Origin of the sequence: Aeromonas sp. R2-2, assembly GCF_040908355.1 — a bacterium.
Taxonomy (GTDB): domain Bacteria; phylum Pseudomonadota; class Gammaproteobacteria; order Enterobacterales; family Aeromonadaceae; genus Aeromonas; species Aeromonas veronii.
The window spans coordinates 10625-37074 of the sequence record NZ_JBFODQ010000086.1; the positions used below are offsets into that span (position 1 = coordinate 10625).

Annotated in this window: 19 protein-coding genes; 15 read left to right on the plus strand and 4 right to left on the minus strand. The window is 59.6% G+C overall.

Annotated features, from left to right (window positions below; all coding sequences use genetic code 11):
• Positions 1–37 precede the first annotated feature (37 nt).
• From recC to AB5Z09_RS18105, 4 genes are read left to right on the plus strand one after another with little or no spacing between them, the layout of a single operon-like run.
• The gene (gene recC / locus AB5Z09_RS18090) at positions 38–3391 is read left to right on the plus strand and encodes an exodeoxyribonuclease V subunit gamma (protein ID WP_368195916.1); all 3354 of its coding nucleotides are present in this window, start codon (positions 38–40) and stop codon (positions 3389–3391) included.
• On the plus strand, positions 3391–6990 hold the full coding sequence (gene recB, locus AB5Z09_RS18095) for an exodeoxyribonuclease V subunit beta (protein ID WP_368195917.1): 3600 nt from the start codon (positions 3391–3393) through the stop codon (positions 6988–6990). Before recC ends, recB begins: the two co-directional genes overlap by 1 nt.
• Positions 6987–9059: an exodeoxyribonuclease V subunit alpha gene (gene recD / locus AB5Z09_RS18100; RefSeq protein ID WP_368195918.1), complete on the plus strand. Its 2073-nt coding sequence runs from the start codon at positions 6987–6989 to the stop codon at positions 9057–9059. Before recB ends, recD begins: the two co-directional genes overlap by 4 nt.
• Positions 9060–9119: 60 nt before the next feature.
• A complete protein-coding gene (locus tag AB5Z09_RS18105; RefSeq protein WP_368195919.1) occupies positions 9120–10157 on the plus strand; it encodes a Shedu immune nuclease family protein in 1038 nt (345 codons plus the stop codon).
• A 174-nt stretch (positions 10158–10331) separates the two neighbouring features.
• On the opposite strand, the gene AB5Z09_RS18110 is transcribed toward AB5Z09_RS18105, so the two are convergent.
• Positions 10332–11621: a patatin-like phospholipase family protein gene (locus AB5Z09_RS18110; protein ID WP_368195920.1), complete on the minus strand. Its 1290-nt coding sequence runs from the start codon at positions 11619–11621 to the stop codon at positions 10332–10334.
• Positions 11622–12267: 646 nt separating this feature from the next.
• On the opposite strand from AB5Z09_RS18110, the gene AB5Z09_RS18115 reads away from it, so the two are divergent.
• Positions 12268–12747, plus strand: a complete 480-nt coding sequence (locus AB5Z09_RS18115) for a GNAT family N-acetyltransferase (RefSeq protein ID WP_368195921.1) — start codon at positions 12268–12270, stop codon at positions 12745–12747.
• A gap of 267 nt (positions 12748–13014) precedes the next feature.
• Entirely contained in the window at positions 13015–14013 is a 999-nt protein-coding gene (locus AB5Z09_RS18120; RefSeq protein WP_368195922.1) for a diguanylate cyclase, read from the plus strand.
• An 85-nt stretch (positions 14014–14098) separates the two neighbouring features.
• Here the strand turns inward: AB5Z09_RS18120 and AB5Z09_RS18125 are convergent, their stop codons facing one another.
• On the minus strand, positions 14099–14725 hold the full coding sequence (locus AB5Z09_RS18125) for a porin family protein (protein WP_021231774.1): 627 nt from the start codon (positions 14723–14725) through the stop codon (positions 14099–14101).
• Between the two features lie 1274 nt (positions 14726–15999).
• Here AB5Z09_RS18125 and AB5Z09_RS18130 point away from each other — a divergent pair.
• Entirely contained in the window at positions 16000–16764 is a 765-nt protein-coding gene (locus AB5Z09_RS18130; RefSeq protein ID WP_005336490.1) for a helix-turn-helix transcriptional regulator, read from the plus strand.
• A gap of 40 nt (positions 16765–16804) precedes the next feature.
• Here AB5Z09_RS18130 and AB5Z09_RS18135 read toward each other — a convergent pair whose 3' ends face one another.
• A complete protein-coding gene (locus AB5Z09_RS18135; RefSeq protein WP_368195947.1) occupies positions 16805–17635 on the minus strand; it encodes a UTRA domain-containing protein in 831 nt (276 codons plus the stop codon).
• A gap of 198 nt (positions 17636–17833) precedes the next feature.
• Here AB5Z09_RS18135 and AB5Z09_RS18140 point away from each other — a divergent pair, with 198 nt between their 5' ends.
• From AB5Z09_RS18140 to AB5Z09_RS18165, 6 genes are read left to right on the plus strand one after another with little or no spacing between them, the layout of a single operon-like run.
• The gene (locus tag AB5Z09_RS18140; protein WP_005355254.1) at positions 17834–18895 is read left to right on the plus strand and encodes an ABC transporter substrate-binding protein; all 1062 of its coding nucleotides are present in this window, start codon (positions 17834–17836) and stop codon (positions 18893–18895) included.
• Positions 18896–18904: 9 nt separating this feature from the next.
• Positions 18905–19735: an alkaline phosphatase family protein gene (locus AB5Z09_RS18145; protein WP_368195923.1), complete on the plus strand. Its 831-nt coding sequence runs from the start codon at positions 18905–18907 to the stop codon at positions 19733–19735.
• A complete protein-coding gene (locus AB5Z09_RS18150) occupies positions 19735–20634 on the plus strand; it encodes an ABC transporter permease (protein ID WP_368195924.1) in 900 nt (299 codons plus the stop codon). The genes AB5Z09_RS18145 and AB5Z09_RS18150 overlap by 1 nt, the downstream gene beginning before the upstream one ends.
• Entirely contained in the window at positions 20627–21403 is a 777-nt protein-coding gene (locus tag AB5Z09_RS18155) for an ABC transporter permease (RefSeq protein WP_005355251.1), read from the plus strand. The genes AB5Z09_RS18150 and AB5Z09_RS18155 overlap by 8 nt, the downstream gene beginning before the upstream one ends.
• Positions 21404–21409: 6 nt before the next feature.
• Complete coding sequence (locus tag AB5Z09_RS18160; RefSeq protein ID WP_368195925.1) at positions 21410–22417, plus strand: ABC transporter ATP-binding protein; 1008 nt, start codon at positions 21410–21412, stop codon at positions 22415–22417.
• Positions 22418–22456: 39 nt separating this feature from the next.
• Positions 22457–23110: an HAD family hydrolase gene (locus AB5Z09_RS18165; RefSeq protein ID WP_368195926.1), complete on the plus strand. Its 654-nt coding sequence runs from the start codon at positions 22457–22459 to the stop codon at positions 23108–23110.
• A gap of 114 nt (positions 23111–23224) precedes the next feature.
• Here the strand turns inward: AB5Z09_RS18165 and AB5Z09_RS18170 are convergent, their stop codons facing one another.
• The gene (locus AB5Z09_RS18170) at positions 23225–24859 is read right to left on the minus strand and encodes a diguanylate cyclase (RefSeq protein ID WP_368195927.1); all 1635 of its coding nucleotides are present in this window, start codon (positions 24857–24859) and stop codon (positions 23225–23227) included.
• Between the two features lie 83 nt (positions 24860–24942).
• Here AB5Z09_RS18170 and AB5Z09_RS18175 point away from each other — a divergent pair, with 83 nt between their 5' ends.
• Together AB5Z09_RS18175 and AB5Z09_RS18180 are read left to right on the plus strand one after the other, a co-directional pair.
• Positions 24943–25383: a DUF2214 family protein gene (locus tag AB5Z09_RS18175; RefSeq protein WP_368195928.1), complete on the plus strand. Its 441-nt coding sequence runs from the start codon at positions 24943–24945 to the stop codon at positions 25381–25383.
• 137 nt (positions 25384–25520) lie between these two features.
• Positions 25521–26420 carry a DMT family transporter gene (locus tag AB5Z09_RS18180; RefSeq protein WP_236294273.1) on the plus strand — a complete coding sequence of 300 codons (900 nt, stop codon included), beginning with the start codon at positions 25521–25523 and terminating at the stop codon, positions 26418–26420.
• The last annotated feature ends 30 nt before the right edge of the window (positions 26421–26450 follow it).

Here is a 26450-nt window from a genome sequence, read left to right on the forward strand (position 1 = left end):
TCCCTCGCCCCCTCTCATCCACAGGCGGGAATTGCTCATGTTTACCCTCTACCACTCCAATCAGCTGGATCTGCTCAAAGAGCTGCTGGTGAGCCGCATCCGGCAGGCCCCTCTCTCTCACCCCTTCGATCGGGAGCAGATCCTGGTGCAGAGCCCGGGCATGGCCCAGTGGCTCAAGCTGGAGCTGGCCAAGGCCTTCGGCATCGCCGCCAATATCGACTTTCCGCTGCCCGCCAGCTTTATCTGGGAGATGTTCACCCGGGTGCTGGCGGATGTACCGCGTCAGAGCCCCTACAACAAGGGATCCATGAGCTGGCAGCTGATGACCATTCTGCCCGCCTTGCTGGATCGCCCCGCCTTTGCCCCGCTCGCCGCCTATCTGGGCGGGGGAGATGAGGTGGATCCTGCCCAGGATCCCGAGCAGGTGCGGCTGTGGCAGCTCTGCCAGAAGGTGGCGGATCTGTTTGACCAGTATCTGGTCTACCGGCCAGACTGGATCGCCCGTTGGGAAGAGGGGGAAGGATTGAGTCAGGAGCTGGCCGGGGTGAGCGGTCAGGATTGGCAGCCGGAGCTGTGGCGTGAGCTGGTGGCACGCACGTTGGCGCTCTCTCCGAGCGGCTATCACCGCGCCAACCTCTACGAGGAGTTTATCCACGAGCTGGAGCGTACCGCCGATCTGCCGGGCAAGCTGCCGCAGCGGGTCTTCGTGTTCGGTATTTCGGCACTGCCGCCGCGCTATGTGGAGGCGCTGCTGGCCCTCGGCAGTCGGCCTGAGGTGGAGGTGCACCTGTTCGTCACCAACCCCTGCCGTTACTACTGGGGGGATCTGCTGGATCGCAAGACGCTGGCGCGCCTCGAAAACAAGCTCAAACCCGGTACCGACCTCGAGACATTGCAGGGCCCCGCCAACCCGCTGCTTGCCTCCATGGGCAAGCTGGGGCGCGATTACCTGCATCAGCTGATGGAGCTGGAGGTGCCGCAAATCGAGGCTTTCGTCGATATCGACGAGGTGGATGGCAAAGGCAATGTCAGCCTGCTGCGCGCCATCCAGAAGGATGTGCTGGAGCTGGCCGAGCGAGGCGCCGGTCAGTTCGATCTCGACCGCAGCCATCACAAGAGCCCCATCGATCCGGCGGATGGATCCTTGCAGATCCACGCCTGCCACGGCCCGATGCGCGAGCTGGAAGTGCTGCACGACCGGCTGCTGGCGCTGTTCGAGCAGGACCCGTCCCTCACCCCGAAAGACGTGGTGGTGATGATGCCGGATGTGAACAGCTACGGCCCCTATATTCAGGCGGTGTTTGGCGCGCGCGGTCAGATCCCCTTTGCGGTCTCGGATCGGGCGGCGAGTCAGGAGAGCCCGCTGCTGCAGAGCTTCCTCGCCCTGCTCAGGCTGCCCAACGCCCGCTTCGGGGCGGGGGAGCTGCTCGCCATTCTCGAGGTGCCCGCCGTGCTGCGGCGCTTCGAGCTGGATGACGACGAGTTCAACCAACTGCGGGTCTGGGTGCAGGAGACCGGTATCCGCTGGGGGCTGGATGACGGCTACCCTGTCCGGTTCGATCTGCCGCCCATGTCCGGCAACAGCTGGCTGTTCGGCCTGCGTCGCATGCTGCTCGGCTTTGCCATGGGCGACGGTGAACCGGTGGCGGGCATCTTGCCCTACGCCGATATCGAGGGGCAGCAGGGGCTGGCACTCGGCAAGCTCGCTTGGTTTGTCGATTCGCTGGCCGAATTCCTGCCCCGCCTGCAACAGGCGCAGCCGCTGGCCGAGTGGAATGCCTGCCTGCTGGCGCTGCTGGAGCGCTTCTATCTGGCCGACGAGGATGAAGAGCGTCAACTCCAGCTCATTCGCAGCCAGCTGGTCGAGTGGCAGACCCGGCTTGGCGAGGCTCGCTTCGAGCAGCCCATCACCGCCGATCTGCTTCAGGATTACCTCGGCAGCGTGCTGGGGGAGTCCCGCTCCAGCCAGCGCTTCCTCGCCGGTCAGGTCAACTTCTGCACCCTGATGCCGATGCGCTCCATCCCCTTCAAACAGGTCTGCCTGCTCGGTATGAACGACGGCGTCTACCCGCGTACCCTGGCCCCCATGGGGTTCGATCTGATGGCGGTGGCGTCGCGGCGCGGGGATCGCTCTCGTCGTGATGATGACCGCTACCTCTTCCTCGAGGCGCTGCTCAGCGCCCAGCAGGGGCTCTACATCAGCTATCAGGGTTTCAGCGCCCAGGACAACAGCGACAAGGTGCCGTCGGTGCTGCTGGCGGAGCTGATCGACTATGTGCGGCAGGGCTTTGTGCTGGCGGGGGATGAGGATCTCGACGACGAAACCTCCGGCAAGCGGCTGCTCAACCACCTGATGGTGGCGCATCCGCTCACCCCCTACAGCCGCAACTACTTCTACCCGGAGCCGGGTTCACGTCTCTTCACCTATGCCGCCGACTGGCAGCCTGCCCTCTATCCGGTGCGCGGCGCGGCCAACTTCCAGAGTAGCGAGCTGCCTCTCCCCCCCGAATGGGGCAAGGAGCAGGGGCTGGAGCTGGCGGAGCTGCTGCGCTTCTATCGCCAGCCCACCAAATATTTCCTCAACCGCCGCCTCAAGGTGTGGTTTGAACTGAACGAAGCCAACATCGAGGACAGCGAGCCGTTCGAGCTGGATGGCTTGCAACATTATCAGCTGAAAGATCTGCTGCTCGATGCCCATCTGGCGGAAGGTGAAAGTACCGAGCGTCGCGAGCGGTTGCAGCTCACCGGCCTGTTGCCGCAAGGGTGGTTCGGCAGCCTGCTGCTGGACGATCTGGATGCCGAGATGGGCAAGCTGGCGGACCGGCTGCGCCCTTGGGTTGCGGCCAATGAGTCAGAAAAACAGGCGGTGGAGATCGATATCTCCCTCACTCAGGGCCAGCTGCAAGGGTGGATCGACACCCAGAAGGGGCGCTTGCTGGTGGTCAAACCCGGCAGCTTCAACGGCAAGGATCTGCTGCTGGGCTGGATCCAGCACCTCTGCCTCTCATTGAGCGGCGCTCCCGGCGACACCCTGCTGTTCGATGCCAAACAGAGTCTGCGGTTAGCCAAGCTCACTGCCGACGAGGCTCGGCCCAAGCTGGCGGCGCTGGTGGCGTGCTGGGCGCAGGGGATGAAGCGGCCGCTGCCCTTCTTCCCCAACACCGCCTGGGATTGGCTCAAGGCGATCGAGAAGGATCCGGACAAGCCGGAGGCGGCCGACAAGGCGGCTCTCACCCGTTTCAACGGCGGCTGGATGATCAATGGGGAGGGGCAGGACGTTTACGTCGCCCGCTGCTTCCCCGAACTCGATGACGAGGTGCTGGGGCAGTTGCAGGCGCTGGCCCGTGAACACCTGACCCCGCTGCTCAAGACCCTGGAGGAGCTGAAATAATGGCTAACCCGCTCAATACATTGCGTTTTCCCCTCCATGGTGAACGACTGATCGAAGCCTCCGCCGGTACCGGCAAGACCTACACCATCGCCGGTCTCTACCTGCGCCTGCTGCTGGGCCACGGCCCGCTCATCGAAGAGGGTGCCGATGCCGGTCAGCCGAGCGCCCATGAACGGCCGTTGTCAGTGACCGAAATTCTGGTGGTGACCTTTACCGAAGCGGCCACCGCCGAGCTGCGCGGACGGATTCGCGGTCGTATCCACGAGGCGCGCCTCGCCTTTATGCGTGGTTATAGCAATGACGCCCTGCTGAACATGCTACTGGCCGAGGTGGACGATCACGAACTGGCGGCCCGTCGCCTGCTGGCTGCCGAGCGGCAGATGGATGAGGCGGCGGTCTTTACCATCCACGGTTTCTGCCAGCGGATGCTGAAACAGAACGCCTTCGAGTCGGGCGCCCTCTTTGAAACCGAATTTCTCACCGACGATAGCCAGCTCAGGCTGCAGGCGGTGAGCGACTACTGGCGCGCCGAGTTCTATCCGGTGGATAAAGCCCTCGCCAGCGCGGTGCGCGCGCTCTGGCCGAGCCCCGCCGCCCTGCTGCGGGAGATGGGCAGCTGGCTCGACAACAGCGAGCTGGAGATCCATCCCGCGCTGGGGGATGAGACCCTCGCCGCCCGCCATCAGGCGGCCATGAGCCGCATCGCGGCGGTGAAGAGTGAATGGCTGGCGCAGACGGATGAGATCCGCCGCCAGACCGACGGCCAGATCAGCCGCTACACCGGCAAGAACTACGAAGGGTGGCTTGCCAAGATAGCCGACTGGGCACAGGACGAGAGCAGTGGCTACGCCATCTCCAAGGAGCTGGAGCGCTTTGGCCAGACTGTGCTGGAGGAGAACCTCAATAAGGGGGGCGCTGTGCCGACCCTGCCGCTGTTCAGCCAGATAGACGAGCTGCTGGCCAGCCGTCCCGGTATTCGGGATCTGATCCTGCAACGGGCCGCCAAAGTAGTGCGCAGCCGGATGCAGGCGAGCAAGCGGCAAGCCCATCAGCTCTCGTTCGATGACCTGCTCAAAGACCTCGATGGGGCGCTCGGCTCCGGCCTTGGCGAGCGGCTCTGCGAGCGCATTCGCGCCACCTACCGGGTGGCGATGATCGATGAATTTCAGGATACCGATCCCCAGCAGTACCGCATCTTCCATCGCCTTTACGGCGGCCACACCGACACGGCGCTATTGATGATCGGTGACCCCAAGCAGGCCATCTACGGCTTTCGCGGCGCCGACATCTTTACCTACATTCAGGCGCGGCGAAATGTGAGCGCCCACTACACCCTAGGGCGCAACTGGCGCTCCAGCAGTGCGCTGGTGGGGGCGGTCAACGGCCTGTTTGAGCGAGCCAAGGATCCCTTTATCTACGAGGCGGATATCCCCTTTCTGCCGGTGGAGGCGCAGGGCAAGAGCAAGGCGCTGCTGCTCGATGGCGCCACTGCACCCGTGCTCCACTGCTGGCAGCTGACCGGCCAGCCCACCTTCAATCGGGGGGATTACCAGAGCAAGATGGCCCGTGCCACCGCCGCCGAGATCCACCGCCTGCTGACCCTGGCCCGCGAGGGCAAGGCATTGATCGGTGACAAGGCGGTGAAGGCCGGGGATATCGCCGTGCTGGTGCGCACCGGCGCCGAGGGCAAGCTGGTGCAGCAGGAGCTGGCGCGCCTCGCCATCGCCTCCGTCTATCTGTCGAACCGCGAGAGCGTGCTGGAGCAGACGGAGGCGCGGGAGATCCTGCTGATTTTGCACGCCTGCCAGAACCCGAGCGAGGAGCGCAGCCTGCGGGCGGCGCTCGCCACCGGGCTGTTTGATCTCGATGCCAAGGCGCTCGATGGGCTGGCCAGCGACGAGCGGGCGTGGGAGAGCGCGGTGCAGGAGTTTATGGAGTACCGCAAGATCTGGCACCGCCGGGGCGTGCTGGCCATGCTGCGGGCCCTGCTGCACCGGCGCAATCTCGCCTCTTCGCTTTTGGCGAGCCCCTATGGCGAGCGGCGGCTGACCAACTTCCTCCATCTCGGCGAGCTGCTGCAACAGGTGAGCAGCGAGCTGGATGGCGAATATGCCCTGCTGCGCTGGCTGGGGGAGGCGGTGAGTCGCCCCAACGGGCAGGATGCTGAGCAGGTACTGCGCCTCGAATCCGAGCGCAAGCTGGTGCAGATCGTCACCATCCACAAATCCAAGGGGCTGGAGTACCCGCTGGTATTCCTGCCCTTTATCTGCAGCCACAGAACCGCCGAGACCCCGCTCTATCACGAGGCCGACGAGGCGGGCAATCGCACCATTCTCGATCTGACCGGCGCCGACTCGTCGCTCGCCGAAGCGGACAGGGAGCGCCTTGCCGAAGATTTGCGGCTGCTCTATGTGGCGCTGACCCGGGGCGTCTACGCCACCTGGCTGGGGCTGGCGCCGGTGCGGGCGGGGGCGGGCAAGTCGGAGAAGACCGACCTGCACCACACCGCCATCGGCTACCTGCTGCAAAAGGGCGAGGAGGGGGATGCGCAGACGCTGGCGACCGCGCTGACCGAGCTGGCACAGGCGCTGCCCGGAGTGGCCGTCGGTGAGCCCTCGCTCACCCGTCCGGCCCCGCTGCCGCCAGAGGAGGAGCAGTTGGGCGAGCCGCAGGTGCGCCACTTTAGCGGTTCCCTTGAGCGGGACTGGTGGATCAGCTCCTACTCCGGGCTGGCGGCGCAGGGTCATGGTCACAGCAAGGGCGTGCTGGCCAATCCCGGTTTCGATGTAGAGGTCGTTGCCGAGGCCGCTGTTGTACACGAAGAGGACGAGCTACAACCCTCCATCTTCACCTTCCCTAAAGGGGCGCGTCCCGGCACCCTGTTGCACAGCCTGTTCGAGACCATCGACTTTCAAAGCGCCGCGGGAGAACCGTTGGCAGAGCATATCGCCACCTTGCTGGCGCAGGACGGCTTCGACGAGAGCTGGGCGCCAGTGCTGCAACAGCAGGTGGAGGCGGTGCTGGATACCCCGCTGGAGACTGGCTTTGGCGAGCCGGTGCGGCTGCGGGACTTGAGTGCCGAGCGCAAACAGGTGGAGCTGGAGTTCTTCCTGCCCATGGGGCGGGTGACGGCCCCGGCGCTGACCGCGCTCTGCCAGCAGCACGACCCGCTGTCGCGGGGCAACAAGCCGCTCAGCTTTGCCACCGTGCAGGGGATGCTCAAGGGCTTTATCGACTTGGTGTTCGAGTGGCAGGGGCGCTGGTATCTGCTCGACTACAAATCGAACCACCTCGGCATGAGCCCCGCCGATTACAGCCGTCCGGCGCTGGAGCGGGCGATGGCCGAGCACCGCTACGACCTGCAATACCAGCTCTACTCGCTGGCGTTGCACCGGCTGCTCACTTTGCGCCTGCCGGGCTACGACTTCGAGCAGCACTTTGGCGGCGTTTTCTATCTGTTCCTGCGCGGCATGCCACAGGGGGGCATTTTCCATACCCGCCCGAGCCGTGAACTGGTGCTGGGGTTGGATAAGTTGTTTAGCGAAGGCAGTGAGCTGCCAGCTGCGGGATCTCAAGCATTGAACGAGGTAGAAGCATGAGCGGCACCATGATCAGCACCGCGACCAGCGCAATGATGGTTGAACGACTCAAAACACTGGCGCTGGCTGGCCGCATCCGCCAGCTGGATCTGCAATTTGCCAGGCTGGTGGCCGACCTTGGCGGCAGCCCCGAGCTGGTGCTGGGGGCTGCGCTCACCTGCTTCGAACTGGGGCGCGGCCATGTCTGTTTGCCGCTTGAAATGTTGACTGCCGGATCACTGCGGCCGTTCGGGCTGGATCCCCAGCAGAGCCGGGATCTGCTGGGGGATCTGGCGGATCCTGCCCGCTGGCCCGCCCTGTTTGCAGAGAGTCCCTTGGTGGGTACCGAACAGGATGAGGGGCTTGCCCCACGCTGGCCGCTGCGGCTGTGGCACGGGCGGCTCTACCTTACCCGCTACCACGATTTTGAACTGGGGGTGGCCCGTCATCTGCGCGCCTTGAGTGAACGAGCCGAATGGCCGGAGATTGCTCCCGCCCTGTCGCGGCTGTTTGCCCGCGACTACGGGTTGGTGTTCGCGGCTCTGCTCAAAGCCCGCCTCGCCCCTGACTTCTCGGCCCGCCACTTTATCGAAAAGTATCTGGATCTGGTGTTCCCCAATGAAGTGGATTGGCTCGCCATCGAAGGGCTGTTGGCCAGCGCCCAGGCGGCGAGCGACTTGAGCAAACTGGATGCGCTGGTGCCCGAGGCGCTCTGCTGCAACGGCCAGAAGCTGGCGGCGGCCACCGCGGCGGCGCGCCCCTTCGCGGTGATCTCCGGCGGCCCCGGCACCGGCAAGACCACTACTGTGGCCAAACTGCTCGCTATTCTGGTGGAGACCGGCCTGCAAGCTGGCAAGGCCCCGGCGATCCGGCTGGTGGCCCCCACCGGCAAGGCGGCGGCGCGCCTCACCGAGAGTATCGGCTCTGCCCTGCAGGCCCTCGATCTGCCCCCCGAGTGGGTGGAAGCCATCCCCACCGAGGCGGGCACCTTGCACCGGCTGCTCGGGGTCATTCCGGGGCGCAGCCAGTTCCGTCACCATGCGGGCAACCCGCTGCACCTCGACTTGCTGGTGGTGGATGAGGCCTCCATGGTCGATTTGCCGATGATGGCGCGTCTGCTTGATGCGTTGCCAAGCCACGCCCGCCTGATCCTGCTCGGCGACAAGGATCAGCTCGCCTCGGTGGAGGCGGGGGCCGTGCTCGGCGATATCTGCAGCTTTATCGAACAGGGCATCAGCCCGGCGCAGGCGGACTGGCTCTCCCGCCAGACCGGCTACCGCTTGCTGGGCACGCCTGCGGGGGCACCGGTGCGCGACAGCCTCTGTTTGCTGGCCAAGAGCTGGCGCTTTGATCAGCACTCCGGCATCGGCCAGCTGGCACGCGCCTGCAACAGCGGGGATGCCACGGCGGTGGAGGCGGTCTGGGGCATGGGCTTTGCCGATATCAGCCTGCACCCCTGGGCCGGGGAGGCCTACGACGCCCTGATTGCTCAGGGGGTAGCCGGTTACGGCAGCTATCTGAAGGCGGCCCGCGCCGGGGAGGCGCCCGCCGCCGTGTTCAAGGCATTCAACAGCTTCCAGATCCTCTGCGCCCTGCGCGACGGCCCGTTCGGGGTGCTGGGGCTTAACGAGCGGCTCGAACTGGCCCTGTCACGGGCTGGCCTGATCGCCCGCGACGGCGACTGGTATGCCGGTCGCCCGGTGATGGTGGTGCGCAACGACCACGGGGTCGGCCTCTACAACGGCGATATGGGGCTCTGCCTGCCCGATGAAAGTGGCCGGTTAAAGGTATGGTTTGAGCAGCCGGATGGCACCCTGCGCGCCCTGTTGCCCAGTCGCTTGCCACCCCACGAGACGGTCTACGCCATGACCATCCACAAATCCCAGGGCTCCGAGTTTGCCCATACCGTGCTGGTGCTGCCCGACAGCCCCAGCCCACTGCTGACCCGCGAGCTGGTCTATACCGGCATCACCCGCGCCAAGGCACGGCTCGATCTCTACGGCGATCGCGCCCTGCTGGCACAAGCGGTGCGGAAAAAGACCGAGCGTTATTCCGGATTGGCGGAGAGGTTGGGGGGGGATTGTGAGTGATAGAGCGCATTGTTCAGGCTTATCATCGTCAAACCAGATAAAGAATTAAGGAGTGATATTGTGATCAGTGAAGAACGTATGGCTGAGGTCATGAGAATAATGGAAATATCTGGAGATCTCAGAAAAGCCAGTGTTAATGATGATGCATTAATTTTTGCGGCTATTAACGATATCCTGACGCATACACCAGCAGGTTTAACATATTCTATCGAGCATCTATCTGAGTTAAGAGAATTTATCGATGAGGTGATGGGCCGTAGGATTGATGAGGAAGTTGATAAATTATCTGATGTCAGTAAAATTAACGAATGTCTGAATAACAATGCCAGTTTAGTTAGAGACGTTTCTGTCGGCCGTGTAGCAATAAAAAGTATATCAGAACTAATAGAGTATATTGAGGCACATGAGCCGGATTGCGATGCGAAGGAGTTTGCTGATTTAGTCACTGAAGTAATGTCTAACATAAATGACTTCTATATATCTACTAGAATTTTACCCATGTTGCAGAGAGGGATATACTCAACAGGTATTAGTAAATTAATTGAGTCTAGGGATCATGATTTCTTGGAAAAAAGAGATGACGAATCTTTCTGGCAACATAAGTTCGAGTCTAACAAGAAAATTTTAGAACATCTTCTTGGTAGTAACATTGATTTGTGTTGTGGAGAGTTCAGCGTCGGCAGTACGGACACATCAGGAAAAGGTAATCGACGGACTGATTTTGCATTATTACATTCTTTAAGTAGAAACATTAGTCTGGTTGAAATAAAAACTCCAGGCACAATTTTGCTATCTAAGAAAAAATATAGAGGAACTTTTGGGCTTTCAAATGACCTTTCAGGTACAATCGCTCAAGTCTTAATACAGAAGTCAGAATTGATGAAGAATTTTTATAGTAAAAGGCATAATTCTTCATTTGATTTTGAGGTTTTTGCACCACGTTGTTATATTATATGCGGTTTGTTATCAGATATATCTGATGATAAGGATAGGTTACGAGCATTTGAAATACATCGAGATGTAGTGTCTTCGCATGTTAAAATAATTACCTTCGATGAATTATATCATGGTTTTTTAGATTTCAATCGCTCTAATTAAAACCATGTCATATCCCCGATGTCGGATGATCCCCCCTCCCTTTGGGAGAGGGGGGGGGCCAGTATGTCCACTTCGTACAATAGGGGACCACCCACCTTTATTTGCCGACAAGGCGCAAGGGCGTATGCTCGCCTTCTGCTGCCATTGGCCATAACCTCGGGCAACCGCGATTCATTACAAGCTGGAATCCAGCTTTTTACTGCGAATTTCCTTGTATTTATGCCAGTCAAATGTATGGAGGAAGTCAATCGCTGTGTCCACCCCCATCTGAAATAGCAATAATTTGGTCTCATCACTCATGCTAAAATCCAGCCAGTTTATGTTTTTGGTGTCGATATAGCTTATCAATCTCGAAAAATCAGGATTGTTATTAATGAACTCTTTATCCAGGGTATGCCTAGCTGTGTCGATGATCCGCGAAATCAGATCGAAACCATTATTGATGTTATGGCTGAAAATATCGAGTTGCAGCTTGACGCCAAAGGTAGGTCTGCTAGGGATCGCATGGTGGTTATGAAACACATCGATTGGGAAATTTGATACCATGCCGCCATCAACCAACACAAAATGGTCTGGGGGGAACTGATCACTAGTAAGGGTGGCCTCGTTTAAATAGGCTCGCCAGTGTTCTTTTCTGGCATCACTGAATGGCATGGCCGGGATCTTGACTGGCTTGAAAAAGCCGGGAATGGACATGGAGCATCTTGCATAGTCAGCTGGGTGGACGTTTTCAGGATTTTCCCAGTAGAGCGCAGCCATCTTCGGAAACAGTGCTCGCGATTCAGTTGAGACATCTGAAGCGACTAGGCATAAATAGTTGTTGGCAGGGTTCAACGGTGATAGTTGCTGGCGTGCTTTGAACGGATTATCTCTCAAGGTCCAGCCTGCAGGCGTTGTGCTCATTCGATTTTTTAGCGCTTGGGTCGTGGGTACGCCAAGATGGTTAAGATGCTCTTTCACCCAACGATGGAAAACCTCACCCCGGTTTAGTCCCATCATCTCCTTGAAATTGTCTATGACCTGGCAACCTTTGACGAAGTTCCAGAATGACAGTATGTCGTCTGATTTCACCATGGTGTTGACGAACTCTTGTGCGTCCGTGTCGTCCTCTTTTTTGCCATCGACAAACGCCGCCATGGGCATATTGGCGACCAGATCAATCAATTTGGCCACTTTGGCATGCTCTGGCTGGTCCAGTGCCGCTAAAAATAGTGCTGTGATCGAACCTGCCGATGTTCCACCGATGCTGCAAAATCGCAAACCGACGCGCTCCAGCACGTACACATACCCCAGCAGGGCAATGCCAAGGACACCCCCTCCCTCCATGACGATATCAATATATTGATGGCCGTTTGCATCAATGCAGTCGCTGTAAATTTTTTTATTTAATTGTAGCTGTGTTATTCTCTGCGAGAGCGCACGTTCTTCTACATGGTTTATAAAATCTTGATAATTTAATGCCATACATCCTCCTGAAGAATAACAACATATGATTTGCGAGTGGTTGAGTAAATAATTACAGCCTGATTGTAGGTCGCTGCCGGATTGGTAATGATTAAACATATTGATTTTGCTGAGTAGATCGCACAAAATATGCTGGTGATGGGGCATGTAATAAGTTATGTTTTATGTTGGGCTTCGTTCAGCCAGATATTTACTAGGTAATCCTATTTTTCTCCCATTTTTGCAATGAGTGGAGCAAGATGGTTCCATCTACGCTATTTCATCTCGTATATTGGGCTTCATAGGCTCAGTACCAACCTACCGTTGTGTAGGTTGTGGTTGAGCGTAGCGAAGCCCAACGTTTACCGCGAAATCTCTTTTTCCTTTCCCTCATCCCCAGACCTTCTCCTCCTTTTCTAATAAATGGGAGAAGGGAGCAATGCCGTTACCGCTGTCCGATTACGCTTCGCTAATCGAACCTACACGGCTGACGATCATATTTCCGGTGCTGCTTTATCCCCTCTCCCTTTGGGAGAGGGCAGGGTGAGGGTGGGTAGGGTGCAAAGAACGAAGTGAATTGCACCGCTGCTATTTATCTGCCACAAGGTGTCATGCGCTGCGCTTATTACACCCTGCATCCAACCCACACACGACAGGATGTCATTGCTTGAGACTTGAATTTAACACTATCGATCTGGATCGCGATTACGAACTCTGTGTGCAGGCGCGCAGGGATGCCTATTTTTGCAGCTTTCATACCCATGACTGCTTTGCCGACTTTATCGACGGTTATCGGGAGCGGATCCGCGAAAGGCTGGGGCAAACGCAATGGCACTACCTCCATGTCTGGGCGGGTGAACAATTGGTGGGCCAGCTGGAGTTTCGCAGTTTTTCCGATGAGCCCGAGACCGGTTATGTGCAGCTGATTTATCTGTTCCCTGAATATCGTGGCTGCGGGTTGGCAGCGCAGTTGCAGGCCTATATTCGCCAGCAGTTGCTGGGGGCGGGTTGTAAATGGGCCATTCTCTCCGTGAGTCGCACCAATGTGCGGGTCTTGAATCATTACCGGCGCTTTGGCTGGGTATTTCTGCGCCCCAATCCGAAACATCGGGAGACGGATTTTTATCGACTGACTCTGGCCGAGTGACCTCTGTGGTGGCCTCTGGGTATCCCCCTCATTTATTCCCATCCCCCAAATGGCTGAATCGTGAGTTAAATCCGGTAAATGGGGCGCGCTTGAGCCACACTTATGGCCACCCTGATTCAGCCTGTGCCGTGAGTGGCCGATAACCGGGGAAACGTGGTGCGGTGGGGTTCTGGCTGACAGATCTGTTGCAATATGCCAAGGTAGCGCCTCACGACAACAGCGCGATTCCCCGTGGTGGCGCGGGGCGGAAGAACAAGGATAACTGCTATGGTGCAGGACAGTGACACGATCAGGATCTCGGATGTCAGCGAGGCCGTGGTGCATGGCATTCTGGAGGTGACCAGCGATGGCATCTGGGATTGGCATGCCAATACCGGTTTTGTCTATCGCAACCCGGGCTGGTACCGGATGCTGGGTTACGAGCCTCACTCCCTCGGCAATACCGTCTTCACCTGGGAGAACGTGATCCACCCCGATGATCTGGCGGCGGTGATGGCGAAGTTCGATCTCTGTCTGAGCGGCAGCGCCCACGAGTATCGCGCCGAGTACCGTTGCCGCTGTCGGGATGGCAGTTACCTCTGGATTGAGGATTGCGGCCGCATCATTGAGCGCAATCCCGACGGGTCTGTGGCGCGGATGATCGGCGCCCATCGCGATATCCACGCCAGCAAGTTGTTGCTGGAGCAGCTGGAGCGGCGCAATCAGTCGCTGGAGCAACAGGTTGCCGAGCGCACCGCCGAGCTGGTGCGACTCAACGAGGCGCTGCAACAGAAAGCCGAGGAGAACCGTCTGCTGGCAGAGACCGATGCCCTGACCGGCGCCGCCAGCCGCTATCGGCTGGAGCGGGCGTTGCAGCTGGAGTGCGAGCGGGCGCGCCGCTTCCATCAGCCGTTTACGGTGATCGCCATGGATGTGGACAACTTCAAGCAGATCAACGACAGCTATGGCCACAACGCCGGGGATCAGACCCTGATCAACATAGTGGCGCTGGTGCGCCGCCATATCCGCGAGATCGATCTGCTGACCCGCTGGGGTGGTGACGAGTTTATGGTGTTGTTGCCCAACACCGGCCGCGAGGATGCGCTGGTGGTGGCGAGCAAGTTTCAGGCATTGATGGCGAGCGAGCCCATCTGCCCCCACGCGCCCGCTACCATGAGCTTCGGGTTGGCGGAGTATCAGCAGGATGAGCAGAAGGAGAGCCTGATGGTGCGTGCCGATCGGGCGCTCTATCAGGCCAAGCAGCTGGGTAAAGACCAGATCTGCTAACGCGGGTTACGGAAAGAAGAACAGTAGAAAGGGCCGCAGGTTTGAAACCTGCGGCCCTTTTGTATTGTTACTGACGCGGCGCGACTTAGAAGTGGTAGCGCAGACCCAGCTTGAAGGTATCCAGAGAGTAGTGCTCGTCACCCAGGCTCAGGGCGTCGAACTGGCGCTCGTAACCGATACCGGCAGAGAAGTGGTCGTTGAAGGCGTAGTCCAGACCTACTTCCAGATTGGGGTGTACCTTGCTCTTGGTTGCGCTCTTGCTTACCTGATCGCTGAAACCGAGGAAGGTGGCGTTGCCGACAACTTCCAATTCGGTGCGGGTGTAGGCGATACCCGGTTTGGCATAAGCGCTGAAGCCCCAGGCCAGCGGCTGGCTCAGCTTGGCGGCCAGGCTGATGCTGCGGGTTTCGATGGTGGTGTCGGCAAAGCCGCTTGCAATCGGGGAGGTTACCCAGGTCAGCTGATCCATCTGTTGGGCGTGCAAGCCACCTTCAACCGCCAGCCAGGGTTTGAAGCTGTAACCCACGATCAGGCTGCCGCCGTCGAGCTGGTCGTCGATCACTTTGGCGTCATAGGCGTCTTTGGCCGCACCATCGAGATCCATCTTGGAGGTAGTCAGATCCAGACCTGCATACCAGCCTTCGGCATGGGCGCCGCCATTCATGGCCAGAGCAAGCAGGGAGAATGCGGCAATTTTATTAAACTTGTTCATGGATAAATAACCTTGTGTTGCGTGAACTGCGTGTGATTTATATTGCTCAATCCATGAAGCTTTTTATATTTCCGTCATCGCTCTGCTTTCACAGAGGGGCCGCAGTATAGTCAGCACATTTCTGAATAACAAGAGAGTGATTTCCCCATCCTTCTAAATATGACTGGCTGCAAGCAGGGTCATTTTGTTTAATAAATGGTGTTATTAGAGTTTTAGCTTTATTGAGGTTTAAATAATTAACTGGTGAGGCAAATGACAGGCTGAGAGTTAGGCTTTGATTCTATGTTATTGATTTGTATTGGTATTAAATTTTCATTCGAGCGTAGCCGTGATGAGTTGTCTAAAAATTGGCATCTCAGATGTCACTCACAGGCGTCAGGCTCTTTTCGATGATTTTTTGAACGCCTCACAAGGTGAAACCGTGAGAAAAAAATCTATCTTTTTGCCTGTTTTTTGCTCTTTTCTAGGTTTGGGATTGTTCCCATTGTTGCTTTTGGTGGTCTTTTGAGGCTGTTTTTGCGAAGGCGATGCTACCCATCAGATACGCGAATGGGCTCTTTGGGTGGCTTTTCTCTTCACCCGGCAGCAGTTGTTGGGGTGGGAGCGGGGAGTGATGAGTAAATATTGGTAGTACTGGTTGATTAATTTTTTGTCTTATACATGTAAGCTATTTAAAAGATAAGTCTTTGAGGTTTTAAATTACTTTCTTATATTCGTTTTTATATTTTTCGAAGCTTTCCAAGCAGGCCATTTAAATATATTGAATGGCAATAACACGGTATTGATGATCGTTTAGGATACCTTGCCAGAACGGTCGTGGCGGCTGGTGCATCAGTGGGCGGCGGGTGGCCGGTGACACTTCCCCTTGCCGGGGCCCTTGACCTGACCTGCGAATTCAGGGAAAAGAAAAGGGCGGTGCTATCAGCGCCGCCCAATGCCAGGAAAGAGAAAAAACCTTACGGTTTAAAAGATAAAAATTTGGAAGCAAACAATCGATTTCTCAACCAGGAAGGGTCTTGAATTCGATACGTTTCGATTATGCGCGATGTTCTATGCAGCACTAGCAAAATGTTTGCGGGTTGAAAGATATGCACTGTCTGGTGTCAGATTTTGCGACCTCATCGTTCAACTGGTCTGTCCTGATGGGCGTTGTAGGCGATTTTTTCTCTAGGCTGTTTTTTCGGTGTCAATATCTGAGCCTTGAAGGTAAAAACAGGTCAGAAGCTGACTCGGCATAACCATGCAATGAAAGTGCGATAACAAGGAAGAGTGGCATGACCTACAGCCAGACCCTGGCCAACAATATTCTCGACACCCTGAAGAAGACCCTGACCGACAAGGGGATCCGCTATCAGACCTTGGCAGAAGCCATGGGGGTCTCCATCGCGACCGTGAAACGGATGATGAACAAGCCCTCGCTGCCGTTCGATACCCTGCTGGAGATCTGCCATCTGGTGGGGCTCTCGTTCGAGGAGTTGCTGGATCGCACTCAGGACGCCCAGAGCCGCCGCGCCGTCTTCACTCAGGAGCAGGACGAGGCGTTTCACAACGAGCCTGGGCTCTACGCCTTTCTCGCCAATATCTTCTGGCGCGACAAGACGCTGATCGATCTCAAGCGGGAGTACGGCCTGACCGATGCCTCCTGCTACCTCTATCTGCGCAAGCTGGAGAAGCTCGGCATTTTGCAGCTCGGTATCGACAACAGTTACCACTTCCTCATCAGCGAGCGGATCAGCTTCGAGCAGCACAGCCGCTTCGCCCGTCAGCAGGCACGGCAGGCAATGTCGGTGCTGGGGGAGTATCTGGTGGAGAACATGCACAAGTCGAACAACTATATGGCGCTCTGCCAGTTGCACCTCAACGAGGGGGAGGCGATGGCGCTGATCGACCGGATGAAGGAGTACTGGCATCAGGAGATCAAGCTCAACCGCCCCGCCATCGGCCAGCAGGAGCACGCCAAGACCTACACCATGTCGCTGCAACTGGCCGATTGCGGCTACCAGAGCTTTGACGACATGATCCCCAATATCGACAACTGATCCCGGCGGATCCTGCGGGATCCGCTTTGTTGGCTGGAGTCTAATCGGCGACCCGGGTTTGTTGCAGCTTGCCTGCGGGCGGCTGCAATGCTCTCGTATCGAGACAGATACGGATCGCATCCGGCCGCCAGTGCTCGATATCGCAATCCACCAGACCACCCCGCTCGTCGTAGTTGACCCGCACCAGCCGCAGCACCGCGCTCCCCTCCGCCAGATTGAGGGCGCGGGCGATGGCGCCGCGCGCCGCCGAGGGGGTGATCTCGAGACTCGCCCCGCCCTGGCCTATGCCATAGCGCTGCTGATAGAGCTCGGTGAGGGAGCTGGCCAGCGGTGCGCTGGCGATATCGGGAAAGCGGCTCGCCAGCAGGTGGTGGCTGACATGCAGCACCGGGCGGCCGTCGATCAGCCGCTGGCGGCGGATCTCATAAAGTGGAGTGAAGGGTTCCAGCCCCATCCAGCGGCACAGTTCGCTGCTGGCAAGCTCGCTGCCGTGGGCCAGCACCCGGGTTTCGGCGGTGCGCTGCTGCTCGCCGATCCACTGGTGAAAGTGGGTGTGGATGGCGGGATCGTAGGTGAGGCGGGGTGGCGCCACAAACCAGCCGCGTCGCTCGGCCCGGTAGATAAGGCCGTCTGCCTCGAGGCTGGAGAGCGCCTCCTTGATGGTGATGCGGGTGGTGGCGAAGCGCTCGCTCAGTGCCCGTTCGGCGGGCAACTGCTGCCCGGCCCCCAATTGGCCGCTGCCGATATAGCGGCGCAGGGTCTGGCAAATCTGTTCGCACTTGGAGGAGGAGCGGCCATCGGCCATGCTCTGTTCGTTCACTCTCTGCTCGCTCAATCTCGGCTCGGTCACACTCTGGTCCCTGTTGCTTATTCAGAAGGCGGATGGCTGGCCAATCCCTTACTGGAATAGTCCAGCCTCACTCGGGTTCAGAGTTGTAACTGCTGTGGATGACAGCGCCATGACAGGGTGATTGTCATCAAACTGCCATTAAAGCGCCCCGCCACCGTCATAATTCCCCTCTAGCATCCCTCTCGAACCTTAACTGACCTAGTCCAGAGGGATGGGATGATGAAAAGCGTGATCGCAAGTGCACTGGCCATGGTGGCCATCAGCCAACCGTTGTTTGCCACAAATAGCTATGCAGCCGAAAATATCGCGGATCTCGAAAAGGCCGCCCGCGGCGAAGGCCAGCTCCACAGCATCGGCATGCCCGACAGCTGGGCCAACTGGAAGGATACCTGGCAGCAGCTGGGCAGCATCTACGGCATCAAGCATCAGGATACCGACATGAGCTCGGCGCAGGAGATCGCCAAGTTCGCCGCCGAGAAGGCCAATGCCACCGCCGATATCGGCGATGTGGGCGGCGCCTTCGGTCCGGTTGCGGTCAAGCAGGGGGTGACCCAACCCTACAAACCCTCCACCTGGGCCGATATTCCCAACTGGGCCAAGGATGCGGACGGTCACTGGATGCTGGCCTATACCGGCACTATCGCCTTCCTGATCAACAAGGATCTGGTCAAGGCCGCCCCCACCAGCTGGCAATCCCTGCTGGGTGGCGACTACAAGGTGACCCTGGGTGATGTGGGCGTTGCCTCCCAAGCCAACAACGGCGTGCTGGCGGCGGCCTATGCCACCGGTGGCAGCGAGAAGAATCTGAAACCTGCACTGGAGCTGTTCGGCCAGCTGGCCAAGCAGGGCCGCCTCTCCCTGAACGATCCCACCATCGCCAACATCGAGAAGGGCGAGGTGGAAGTGGGTGTGCTGTGGGACTTCAACGCCCTCAACTACCGCGACCAGATCGACCCCAAGAAGTTTGATGTGGTGATCCCGAGTGACGGCTCCGTCATCGCCGGTTACACCACCATCATCAACAAGTGGGCCAAGAACCCCAACGCCGCCAAACTGGCGCGGGAATACATCCTCTCCGATGCCGGTCAAATCAACCTGGCCCGCGGCTACGCTCGCCCGATCCGCAGCAACGTGACTTTGCCGGATGATGTGAAGGCCAAGCTGCTGCCAGCCGAGCAGTATGCCAATGCCAAGCCGGTTCAGGATCACGCCGCCTGGGAGCAGAGCTCCAAAGCCCTGCCGCGCCAGTGGCAAGAAACCGTCATGATCAACATGCAGTAAGGGAATCCAGTGCAACACAAGGTGATAGTGGTACTTGTGGATGGTCTGGCAGCCGAGGTAGCCCACACCATGGGCTACCTCGGTGGCATGGTGGAGGCGGGGGGCCTGCATACGACCCTGAATGCGGCCCTGCCGTCTCTCTCCCGACCCCTCTACGAGTGCATCCTGACCGGCGTGCCGCCGGTGGTGAGCGGCATCACCCACAACGGGGTGAGTCGCCTCAGTCTGCATGACTCCATCTTCCATCTGGCCCGCGCTGCGGGTAAACGCACCGCAGCGGCGGCCTACCATTGGGTGAGCGAACTCTACAACCGCAGCCCCTGGCTGGCAGCCCGCGATCGCTTTACTCATGACGAGCAGTTGCCCATCCAGCATGGCTGCTTCTACTGGGATGACAACTATCCCGACAGCCATCTGCTGATGGATGGGGAATGGCTGCGCAGCCAGTACGATCCCGATTTTCTGCTGATCCACCCGATGGGGGTGGATGATGCGGGCCACAAGTTTGGCCTCGATTCCCGCCAGTACCGCAATCAGGCGCGCCGCATGGACAGCTTGTTGGCCGATCTGCTGCCCCAGTGGCTGGCTGAGGGGTATCAGGTGGTAGTCACCTCGGATCACGGCATGAACAACGACCTGAGCCACGGCGGCACCCTGCCGGAAGAGCGCACCGTGCCACTCTGGCTGTTTGGCGATGCCTTTATCGAGCGCTGGCCGGATGGGGTGGCGATCGCCCAGACCCAGCTCTGCGCCCTGATGGCTGATCTGCTGGGCATCCCCCACGACAAGCCGGCGGCGCCACCGCTGCTCAAGGCGGCCTTTATGCGCGAGGTGCACTGATGATGCCTGCCACCACCGAGATCCTCGTGGATCAACCCGTGGCCACCAAGCGCAAGGTGCGCCGCCACTGGCTGCCCGCCCTGGTGCTGCTGCCCTTTATCCTGTTGATGATCCTGTTCCAGCTCGCCCCCATGGTGTGGGTGCTGGTGGGCAGCTTTCAGACCCCGGATGGCTGGGGCATCGACTACTACCGGGAGATTTTGAGCTCCCCCTTCTACCTGCAATCGTTCGGCAACTCGTTGCGCATTGCCGGTATCGCCAGTTTGGCGGGGCTTGCCATCGGCACCCTCGGGGCGGCAGCGCTGCGCCACAGCGGCGAGCGGGTCAAGCGGGTACTGTTGGCCTTTGTCACCATGACCGGCAACTTCAGTGGGGTACCGCTGGCATTCGCCTTTATCATCATTCTCGGCATCAACGGTGCGGTGACCCTGCTGCTGAAATCATGGGGATTGATCGACGGCTTCAACCTCTACTCGGGTAGCGGCCTCATCCTCATCTACACCTACTTCCAGATCCCGCTCGCCCTGCTGCTGCTCTACCCGGCGTTTGATGCGCTGCAGGATGAGTGGCCGCAGGCTGCCGCGCTGCTGGGGGCGAGCAAGGGGCAGTATGTGTGGCATGTGGCGCTGCCGGTGCTGACGCCTGCGCTGCTCGGCACCCTGATCATCCTGTTTGCCAACGCGGTGGGGGCTTATGCCTCCGCCTACGCCCTCACCACCGGCAACTTCAATCTGGTGACCATCCGGGTGGCCAGTCTGGTCTCCGGCGATATCTTCCTCGAGCCCAATATGGCGGCGGCGCTGGCGGTGATCCTGATGGTGCTGCTGGGAGTGGTGACGGCCGCCAACCAGTGGCTGCTGAAAAAGAGCTATGTGAACAAGGGGCAATCCCATGCATGATTTGACGCCGCGCTGGCCCAAGTGGGTGCTGGGTGGGCTGGTTGCCACCCTGCTGCTGCCGCTGTTGGCCACGTTTCTCTACTCCATCTCCACCCGCTGGGGGGCGACCCTGCTGCCGGATGGCTTCACCCTCGACTGGTATCTCAAGCTGTGGGGCGATCCGCGCTTTCTGGCGGCGTTTGGCCGCAGCCTCCTGGTCTGCTTCGCCACCCTGCTGCTGGGGACCCTGGTGCTGGTGCCGACCGTGCTGGTGGTGGCCTACTACTTCCCCAAGCTGGATCCCTGGATGAACCTGCTGATCCTGCTCCCCTTCGCGGTGCCGCCAGTGGTCTCGTCGGTGGGGCTGCTGCAGATCTACGCCGATGGTGTTCTGCCCATTATCGGCACACCGTGGATCCTGATCGGCACCTGGTTCACCGTGGTGCTCCCCTTCATGTACCGAGCGCTGGCCAACAGCCTGCAAGGGGTACCGCTCAGGGATCTGATGGATGCCGCCCATCTGCTGGGGGCAAGTAGTCGGCGCGCCTTTCTGTTGGTGGTGATCCCCTGTCTGCGCAAGGGATTGCTGGCGGCGCTGTTTCTCTCTCTCTCCTTCCTGCTCGGCGAGTTCGTGTTTGCCAACATGCTGGTGGGCACCCGTTACGAGACCCTGCAGGTCTACCTCTACAACATGCGCGCCACTTCTGGCCACTTCACCAGTGCGCTGGTGATGAGCTACTTCCTGCTGACCCTGCTGCTCACCTGGGCGGCCAACAGATTTCATCGGTGATCCAAGATGTTCCATTTAGAAGTCAATCAGTTGCACAAATCCTATGGCGAGACCCCGGTGTTCGAGGGGATCGAATTCGGCATCCGCAAGGGGGAGCTGGTGACCCTGCTCGGCCCCTCCGGCTGCGGCAAGTCCACCCTGCTGCGGGCGCTGGCCGGGCTCACTCCGGTGGATGGCGGTCAGGTGCGGGTGGCCGGTGAAGATATCACCTGGCAGGCGCCCCAGAAGCGGGGCATCGGCATGGTGTTCCAGAGCTATGCGCTCTTCCCCAACATGACGGTGTGGGACAACGTTGCCTTCGGCCTCAAGATGAAACCCCAGCCGGGACGGGATCTCGCCGCCAGCGTGCAGGAGGTGCTGGCGCTGGTGGAGCTGACCGGTTTCGAGCGCCGCTATCCGGCCGAGCTCTCCGGCGGCCAGCGCCAGCGGGTGGCGCTGGCCCGGGCCCTGGTGGTGCAGCCGCGGATCCTGCTGCTGGACGAGCCGCTCTCGGCGCTGGATGCCCGCATCCGCCGCAGCCTGCGCCAGCAGATCCGCGAGATCCAGCAGCGCCTTGAGCTCACCACCATCTTCGTGACTCACGATCAGGAGGAGGCGCTCACCATGTCGGATCGGATCTTCCTGATGAACAAGGGATCCATCGTCCAGAGCGGTACACCGGAGGAGATCTATACCCGTCCCGCCAGCGAGTTTGTGGCGGGCTTTATCGGCAACTACAACCTGCTTGGCGCAGAGCAGGGCAAGTCGCTGTTCGGCCCCCGTTTTCAGGGCAAGCTGGCGCTGCGGCCAGAGTCCATCACCCTGCTGCCCGCTGGGGCGACCAGCAGCGAGCCCAGCCTGCCCGGCATCGTTCGTCAGCAACAGCTGCTCGGCAACGTGATCCGCTATCAGGTGGAGTGCGAGGCGGGGCTGTTGACGGTGGATTGCCTCAACCGCTCGGCTGGTGATCTGCTGGCCACCGGCAGTGCCGTGACCCTGGCGGTGGCCCGGGATCAACTCTGTGAGGTAGCATGACGCCTCGTTTCATTTTCGTTGTTACCGCAAGGAGCCCTCATGGCACTGGCACTGTTTGATCTGGACGAGACCCTGATTGCGGGGGATTCCGCCAGCCTCTGGCTGGAGTACATGGTGGCCGAGGAGCTGGCGCCCGCCAGCATGATCGCGGAGGAGCAGGCCATGATGTCCCTCTACCATCAGGGCAAGATGGACATGCACCAGTACATGGCCTTCACCCTGCAACCGCTGGCGGGCAAGACGCGCCAGTGGCTCGACTCGCTCTCTACCCGCTTTGCCGAGCAGGTGCTGCGCGAGCGCCTCTACCCCGAGGGGTTGGCGCGTATCGAATGGCATCGGGAGCGGTGCGACGATCTGGTGCTCATCTCCGCCTCCGGCGAGCATCTGGTGGCCCCCATGGCGAAGATGCTGGGGATGGATCACTGCGTCGCCATTTTGCTCGATGAGGAGGAGGGGATGCTGACCGGCCAGACCCGCGGCACCCTCAGCTTTCGCGAGGGCAAGGTGGCCCGCATCAACCAGCTGTTTGCAGGCAGGGAACACCTCTGGCCGGGGAGCTTTGGCTACAGCGACTCCCACAATGATCTGCCCATGCTGCGGGCGGTGAGCCATCCCCATGCGGTCAATCCGGCCCCCGCGCTGCGTCAGCAGGCCGAGGAGCTGGGCTGGCCGGTGTGGGAGTGGCAGCGCTGAGCCGCGCGCCACACGGCTTAACGTGCGGCAAGAAGCACGAAAAACAAAGAGAGAGGCAGGAGCCTCTCTCTTTGTTTTTACTGACGGCGTTGTGGTTGATGCTGGCCGCTGTAGCTACCCCTCGTTGGTTTGTTGTCGGGGCTCGCCAAAGGCGGGAATATCCTCCTCGGCACTCTGGTGAGGGGCGTGGCGCAGCGGGAAGCAGATACGGTTTTTCCCCTCCCGCTTGGCCTGATAGACCCCCTTGTCGGCCAGCTCCACCAGCTCTTTGGCCGAGAGCCCGGAGCGGCTGAAAGCCACCCCGCCGCTGATGGTGATGGTGAGATCGGGTTCGCGCCACTCCAGCTGCTCCACCCCGAGCCGGAACGCTTCCAGCAGGGAGGGGAGCATCGGCTGCTCTTCGCCGTAACGGAAGATCAGCACCAGCTCCTCGCCGCCGTAGCGGCAGAACCAGCCCCACTCGTGGAACAGATTCATGCCCAGCTTGCTCACCCGCTTGAGCACCACATCCCCTGCCTGATGGCCATGGGTATCGTTGACCCGCTTGAAATCATCCAGATCGAACATCACCACCCCGAAGGGAGCGCCACTGTTGAGCTGCTTCTGCAGGCACTCGTCGAAGAAGCGACGATTGTAGAGCCCGGTGAGTTTGTCCTGATGGGCTTGCAGGCGGATCTGGGCAAAGTCCTGGCTGGCGGCATCCATCTCTTCATAGACCTTGGCCAGCTCCAGCATACGGCGGCCGTTGTAGGCGATACCGCCGGAGCGGCTGGCGCGGATCAGCAGGGTGATCTCCCCCAGCATCCGGCGGAAGTAACGGGACCAGAGCAGGGCCAGCAGCAGATAGAGGATGCAGGCGACGGCAATCATCAGCTGCACGTTGATGGAGACGCTGTCGATCACCTGCTGCATGCTGGCAGTCGGCTCGACGCTGAGCAGGATCCAGCGCTGCTCGGGGATGCGGTAGTAGGAGACCATCGTGCCGCTGGCATCATCGAGGAAAAAGCCCTGCGGCTGTTGCATCCGGGCCAGCCAGTCGGGGTGGGTGAGGGGTTTGAATACCCGTTCACGATCCGGATGGGCCAGCACCAGCCCGTCATGGTTGAGCAGGATCTGATAGCCATTGCCCAGATGGTGACTCTGATCATGCCGACTGTTTAGCCAGTTGGCGAGGGGGGTGAGTTGGGTATCCAGCGAGAGCACGCCAACCCGCTTGCCGTCAGGATCTTCAATCACCCGGGCCAGCGCCATGGTGAGGGTGCCCAGGGTGTAGTCGTAATAAGGATCAGTCCAGACAATCTGTCCGGGATGGCTGGATGCCAGCAGATACCAGGGGCGGGTTCTGGGATCGAACTTCTCGTCGGCCTGCCAGGAGGGGTGGATCAGCATCTTGCGATGCTCGGTGCCCACGTAGACGTAATCGAGTTCCATCACCTTGTGATAGGCCTGCCACTGTTGCAGGTAGCGCTCGCCGTTAAGGATCTCCGGGCCGCTGAAATCCCGATAATTTACCTGCTGATAAATGAGCGTAAACTGGCGTTTGAGGGTCGCCAGATAGGGTTCGATCAGGGTATGGAAATACTGGGTGTTGCGAGCAATCAGATATTGTTGCTGCTCGTGGCGCAGGGTGCGCTCCATATGCAGGTAGTAGATGCTGCCGAGCAGCAACACAGGGATAAAGAGCAAGAGGAGGCCCAGCCGCATGCGGGTGATCAAAGACCAAGTGTTCTTGGGCTTGGCGGGGGACATGAACAGATCCTTTTCGTCTCGGGTGACACCAGCATATATGATGCTGTGCGGCTCGTCTAAAGGCAGAAAATGAGATGTTTCCGATGCTGAACCACACTCTGCTCTCAATGATTCATTATGGCAGCATAGCGGTGCTGATCCTTGCCCTCTGTGTCGAGTATCTGATCTTTCGGCGCGGCCTGAACATGTTGCGAGTGCGCCGCCTGCTGCTGGCAGATGGGGTGGCGGCGCTGGCGCTCTTCTCCATCTTTGCGACCGGGTGTCTGCTGGCCCTCGAGCATGCCAGCTCGGTGGCAGAGATCTTTGCCCATCCTGTCCACGGCCTCAAGATGGGGCTGTTTCTGCTGATTGTTGGCTCCCTCGTTTATCCCAGCCGCCTCTTCTATCGCTGGCGTCGTGCCCTGCGTCTGGGCAAGGCGCCGATGATCTCCATTCAGCAGCACTTCCGGGTGGTGTGGATCCTGCGGGGCAATCTGCTACTGATTGCCCTGTTGGCCGTGTTCACCAAGCCCTCGCTGCTGTAACACTCGCGGTGCTCAAAAGCAGTGCGATGCAGGGCGTGGAGAGCGAGAGCGCAGACAAAGAGTGGAGACAAGAGGATAGGGAGGCGGGTATCTTGGATCGGATAACCCGTCACGCGCCGATTTAAGGAAGAATCGCCATGCGCTCCAATCTGATGTTGCTGATGGCTGCCACCATCTGGGGTATGGGCTTTGTTGCCCAGCGCCTCGGGATGGATCACATGGGGCCCTATACCTTCAATGGCCTGCGCTTTCTGCTCGGCGCCCTCTCCCTGTTGCCGCTGCTCTGGTGGCTCAAATCCCGACAACCTGTTGCCATTGCGGGCGACCATCGCCAACTGCTGATCGGTGGTGTGCTGGCCGGGCTGGTGCTGTTCTGCGCCGCATCCCTGCAGCAGGTGGGGCTGCTCTACACCACGGCCGCCAAGGCCGGTTTCATCACCGGGCTCTACATCATTCTGGTGCCGGTACTGGGGCTACTGCTGCGCCACAAGAGCGGACTCAATACCTGGATCGGCGCCGTCATTGCGCTGGCCGGTCTCTATGTACTGAGCGTCACCGACGAGTTCACCATCGGCTTTGGCGATCTGTTGCAGGTAGTCGGCGCCCTGTTCTGGGCTGTGCATCTGCTGCTGGTGGATCACTACTCCAACCGGGTTGCTCCCATCAAGCTCGCCGGAGTGCAGTTCGTAGTCTGCGGCCTGCTCAGCCTCGCCACCGCTTTTGTTATCGAAACCCCGACTGTTAGCGGCGCAGTGGCCGGTTGGCAGGCGCTGCTCTACGCCGGGCTGGTGTCGGTCGGGGTCGGTTATACCCTGCAGGTGGTGGGGCAGCGTGGCGCCCATCCGGCCCATGCCGCCATCATCCTCAGTCTGGAGACCGTCTTTGCCGCCGTGGGTGGCGTGTTGCTGTTGGGTGAGACGCTGGACGAGCGCGCCATCGCCGGTTGCGCCCTGATGCTGGCAGGGATGCTCATCTCCCAGATCCGCTTGAGATGGTGGTGGAAATCGCGTCGGGACAAGGTGCCCGCGACCAAGTAAACCGCAGCCTGCTGCATAACAAAAACGCCC

Bases quoted from the DNA above. Each gene is read 5' to 3' on its own strand.
- recC (WP_368195916.1), top strand. From the start codon at position 38: ATGTTTACCCTCTACCACTCCAATCAGCTGGATCTGCTCAAAGAGCTG.
- AB5Z09_RS18180 (WP_236294273.1), top strand. From the start codon at position 25,521: ATGCGCTCCAATCTGATGTTGCTGATGGCTGCCACCATCTGGGGTATG.
- AB5Z09_RS18160 (WP_368195925.1), top strand. From the start codon at position 21,410: ATGTTCCATTTAGAAGTCAATCAGTTGCACAAATCCTATGGCGAGACC.
- AB5Z09_RS18170 (WP_368195927.1), bottom strand. From the start codon at position 24,859: ATGTCCCCCGCCAAGCCCAAGAACACTTGGTCTTTGATCACCCGCATG.
- AB5Z09_RS18155 (WP_005355251.1), top strand. From the start codon at position 20,627: ATGCATGATTTGACGCCGCGCTGGCCCAAGTGGGTGCTGGGTGGGCTG.
- recD (WP_368195918.1), top strand. From the start codon at position 6,987: ATGAGCGGCACCATGATCAGCACCGCGACCAGCGCAATGATGGTTGAA.
- AB5Z09_RS18120 (WP_368195922.1), top strand. From the start codon at position 13,015: ATGGTGCAGGACAGTGACACGATCAGGATCTCGGATGTCAGCGAGGCC.
- AB5Z09_RS18130 (WP_005336490.1), top strand. From the start codon at position 16,000: ATGACCTACAGCCAGACCCTGGCCAACAATATTCTCGACACCCTGAAG.
- AB5Z09_RS18140 (WP_005355254.1), top strand. From the start codon at position 17,834: ATGAAAAGCGTGATCGCAAGTGCACTGGCCATGGTGGCCATCAGCCAA.
- AB5Z09_RS18125 (WP_021231774.1), bottom strand. From the start codon at position 14,725: ATGAACAAGTTTAATAAAATTGCCGCATTCTCCCTGCTTGCTCTGGCC.
- AB5Z09_RS18150 (WP_368195924.1), top strand. From the start codon at position 19,735: ATGATGCCTGCCACCACCGAGATCCTCGTGGATCAACCCGTGGCCACC.
- AB5Z09_RS18175 (WP_368195928.1), top strand. From the start codon at position 24,943: ATGCTGAACCACACTCTGCTCTCAATGATTCATTATGGCAGCATAGCG.
- AB5Z09_RS18165 (WP_368195926.1), top strand. From the start codon at position 22,457: ATGGCACTGGCACTGTTTGATCTGGACGAGACCCTGATTGCGGGGGAT.
- recB (WP_368195917.1), top strand. From the start codon at position 3,391: ATGGCTAACCCGCTCAATACATTGCGTTTTCCCCTCCATGGTGAACGA.
- AB5Z09_RS18110 (WP_368195920.1), bottom strand. From the start codon at position 11,621: ATGGCATTAAATTATCAAGATTTTATAAACCATGTAGAAGAACGTGCG.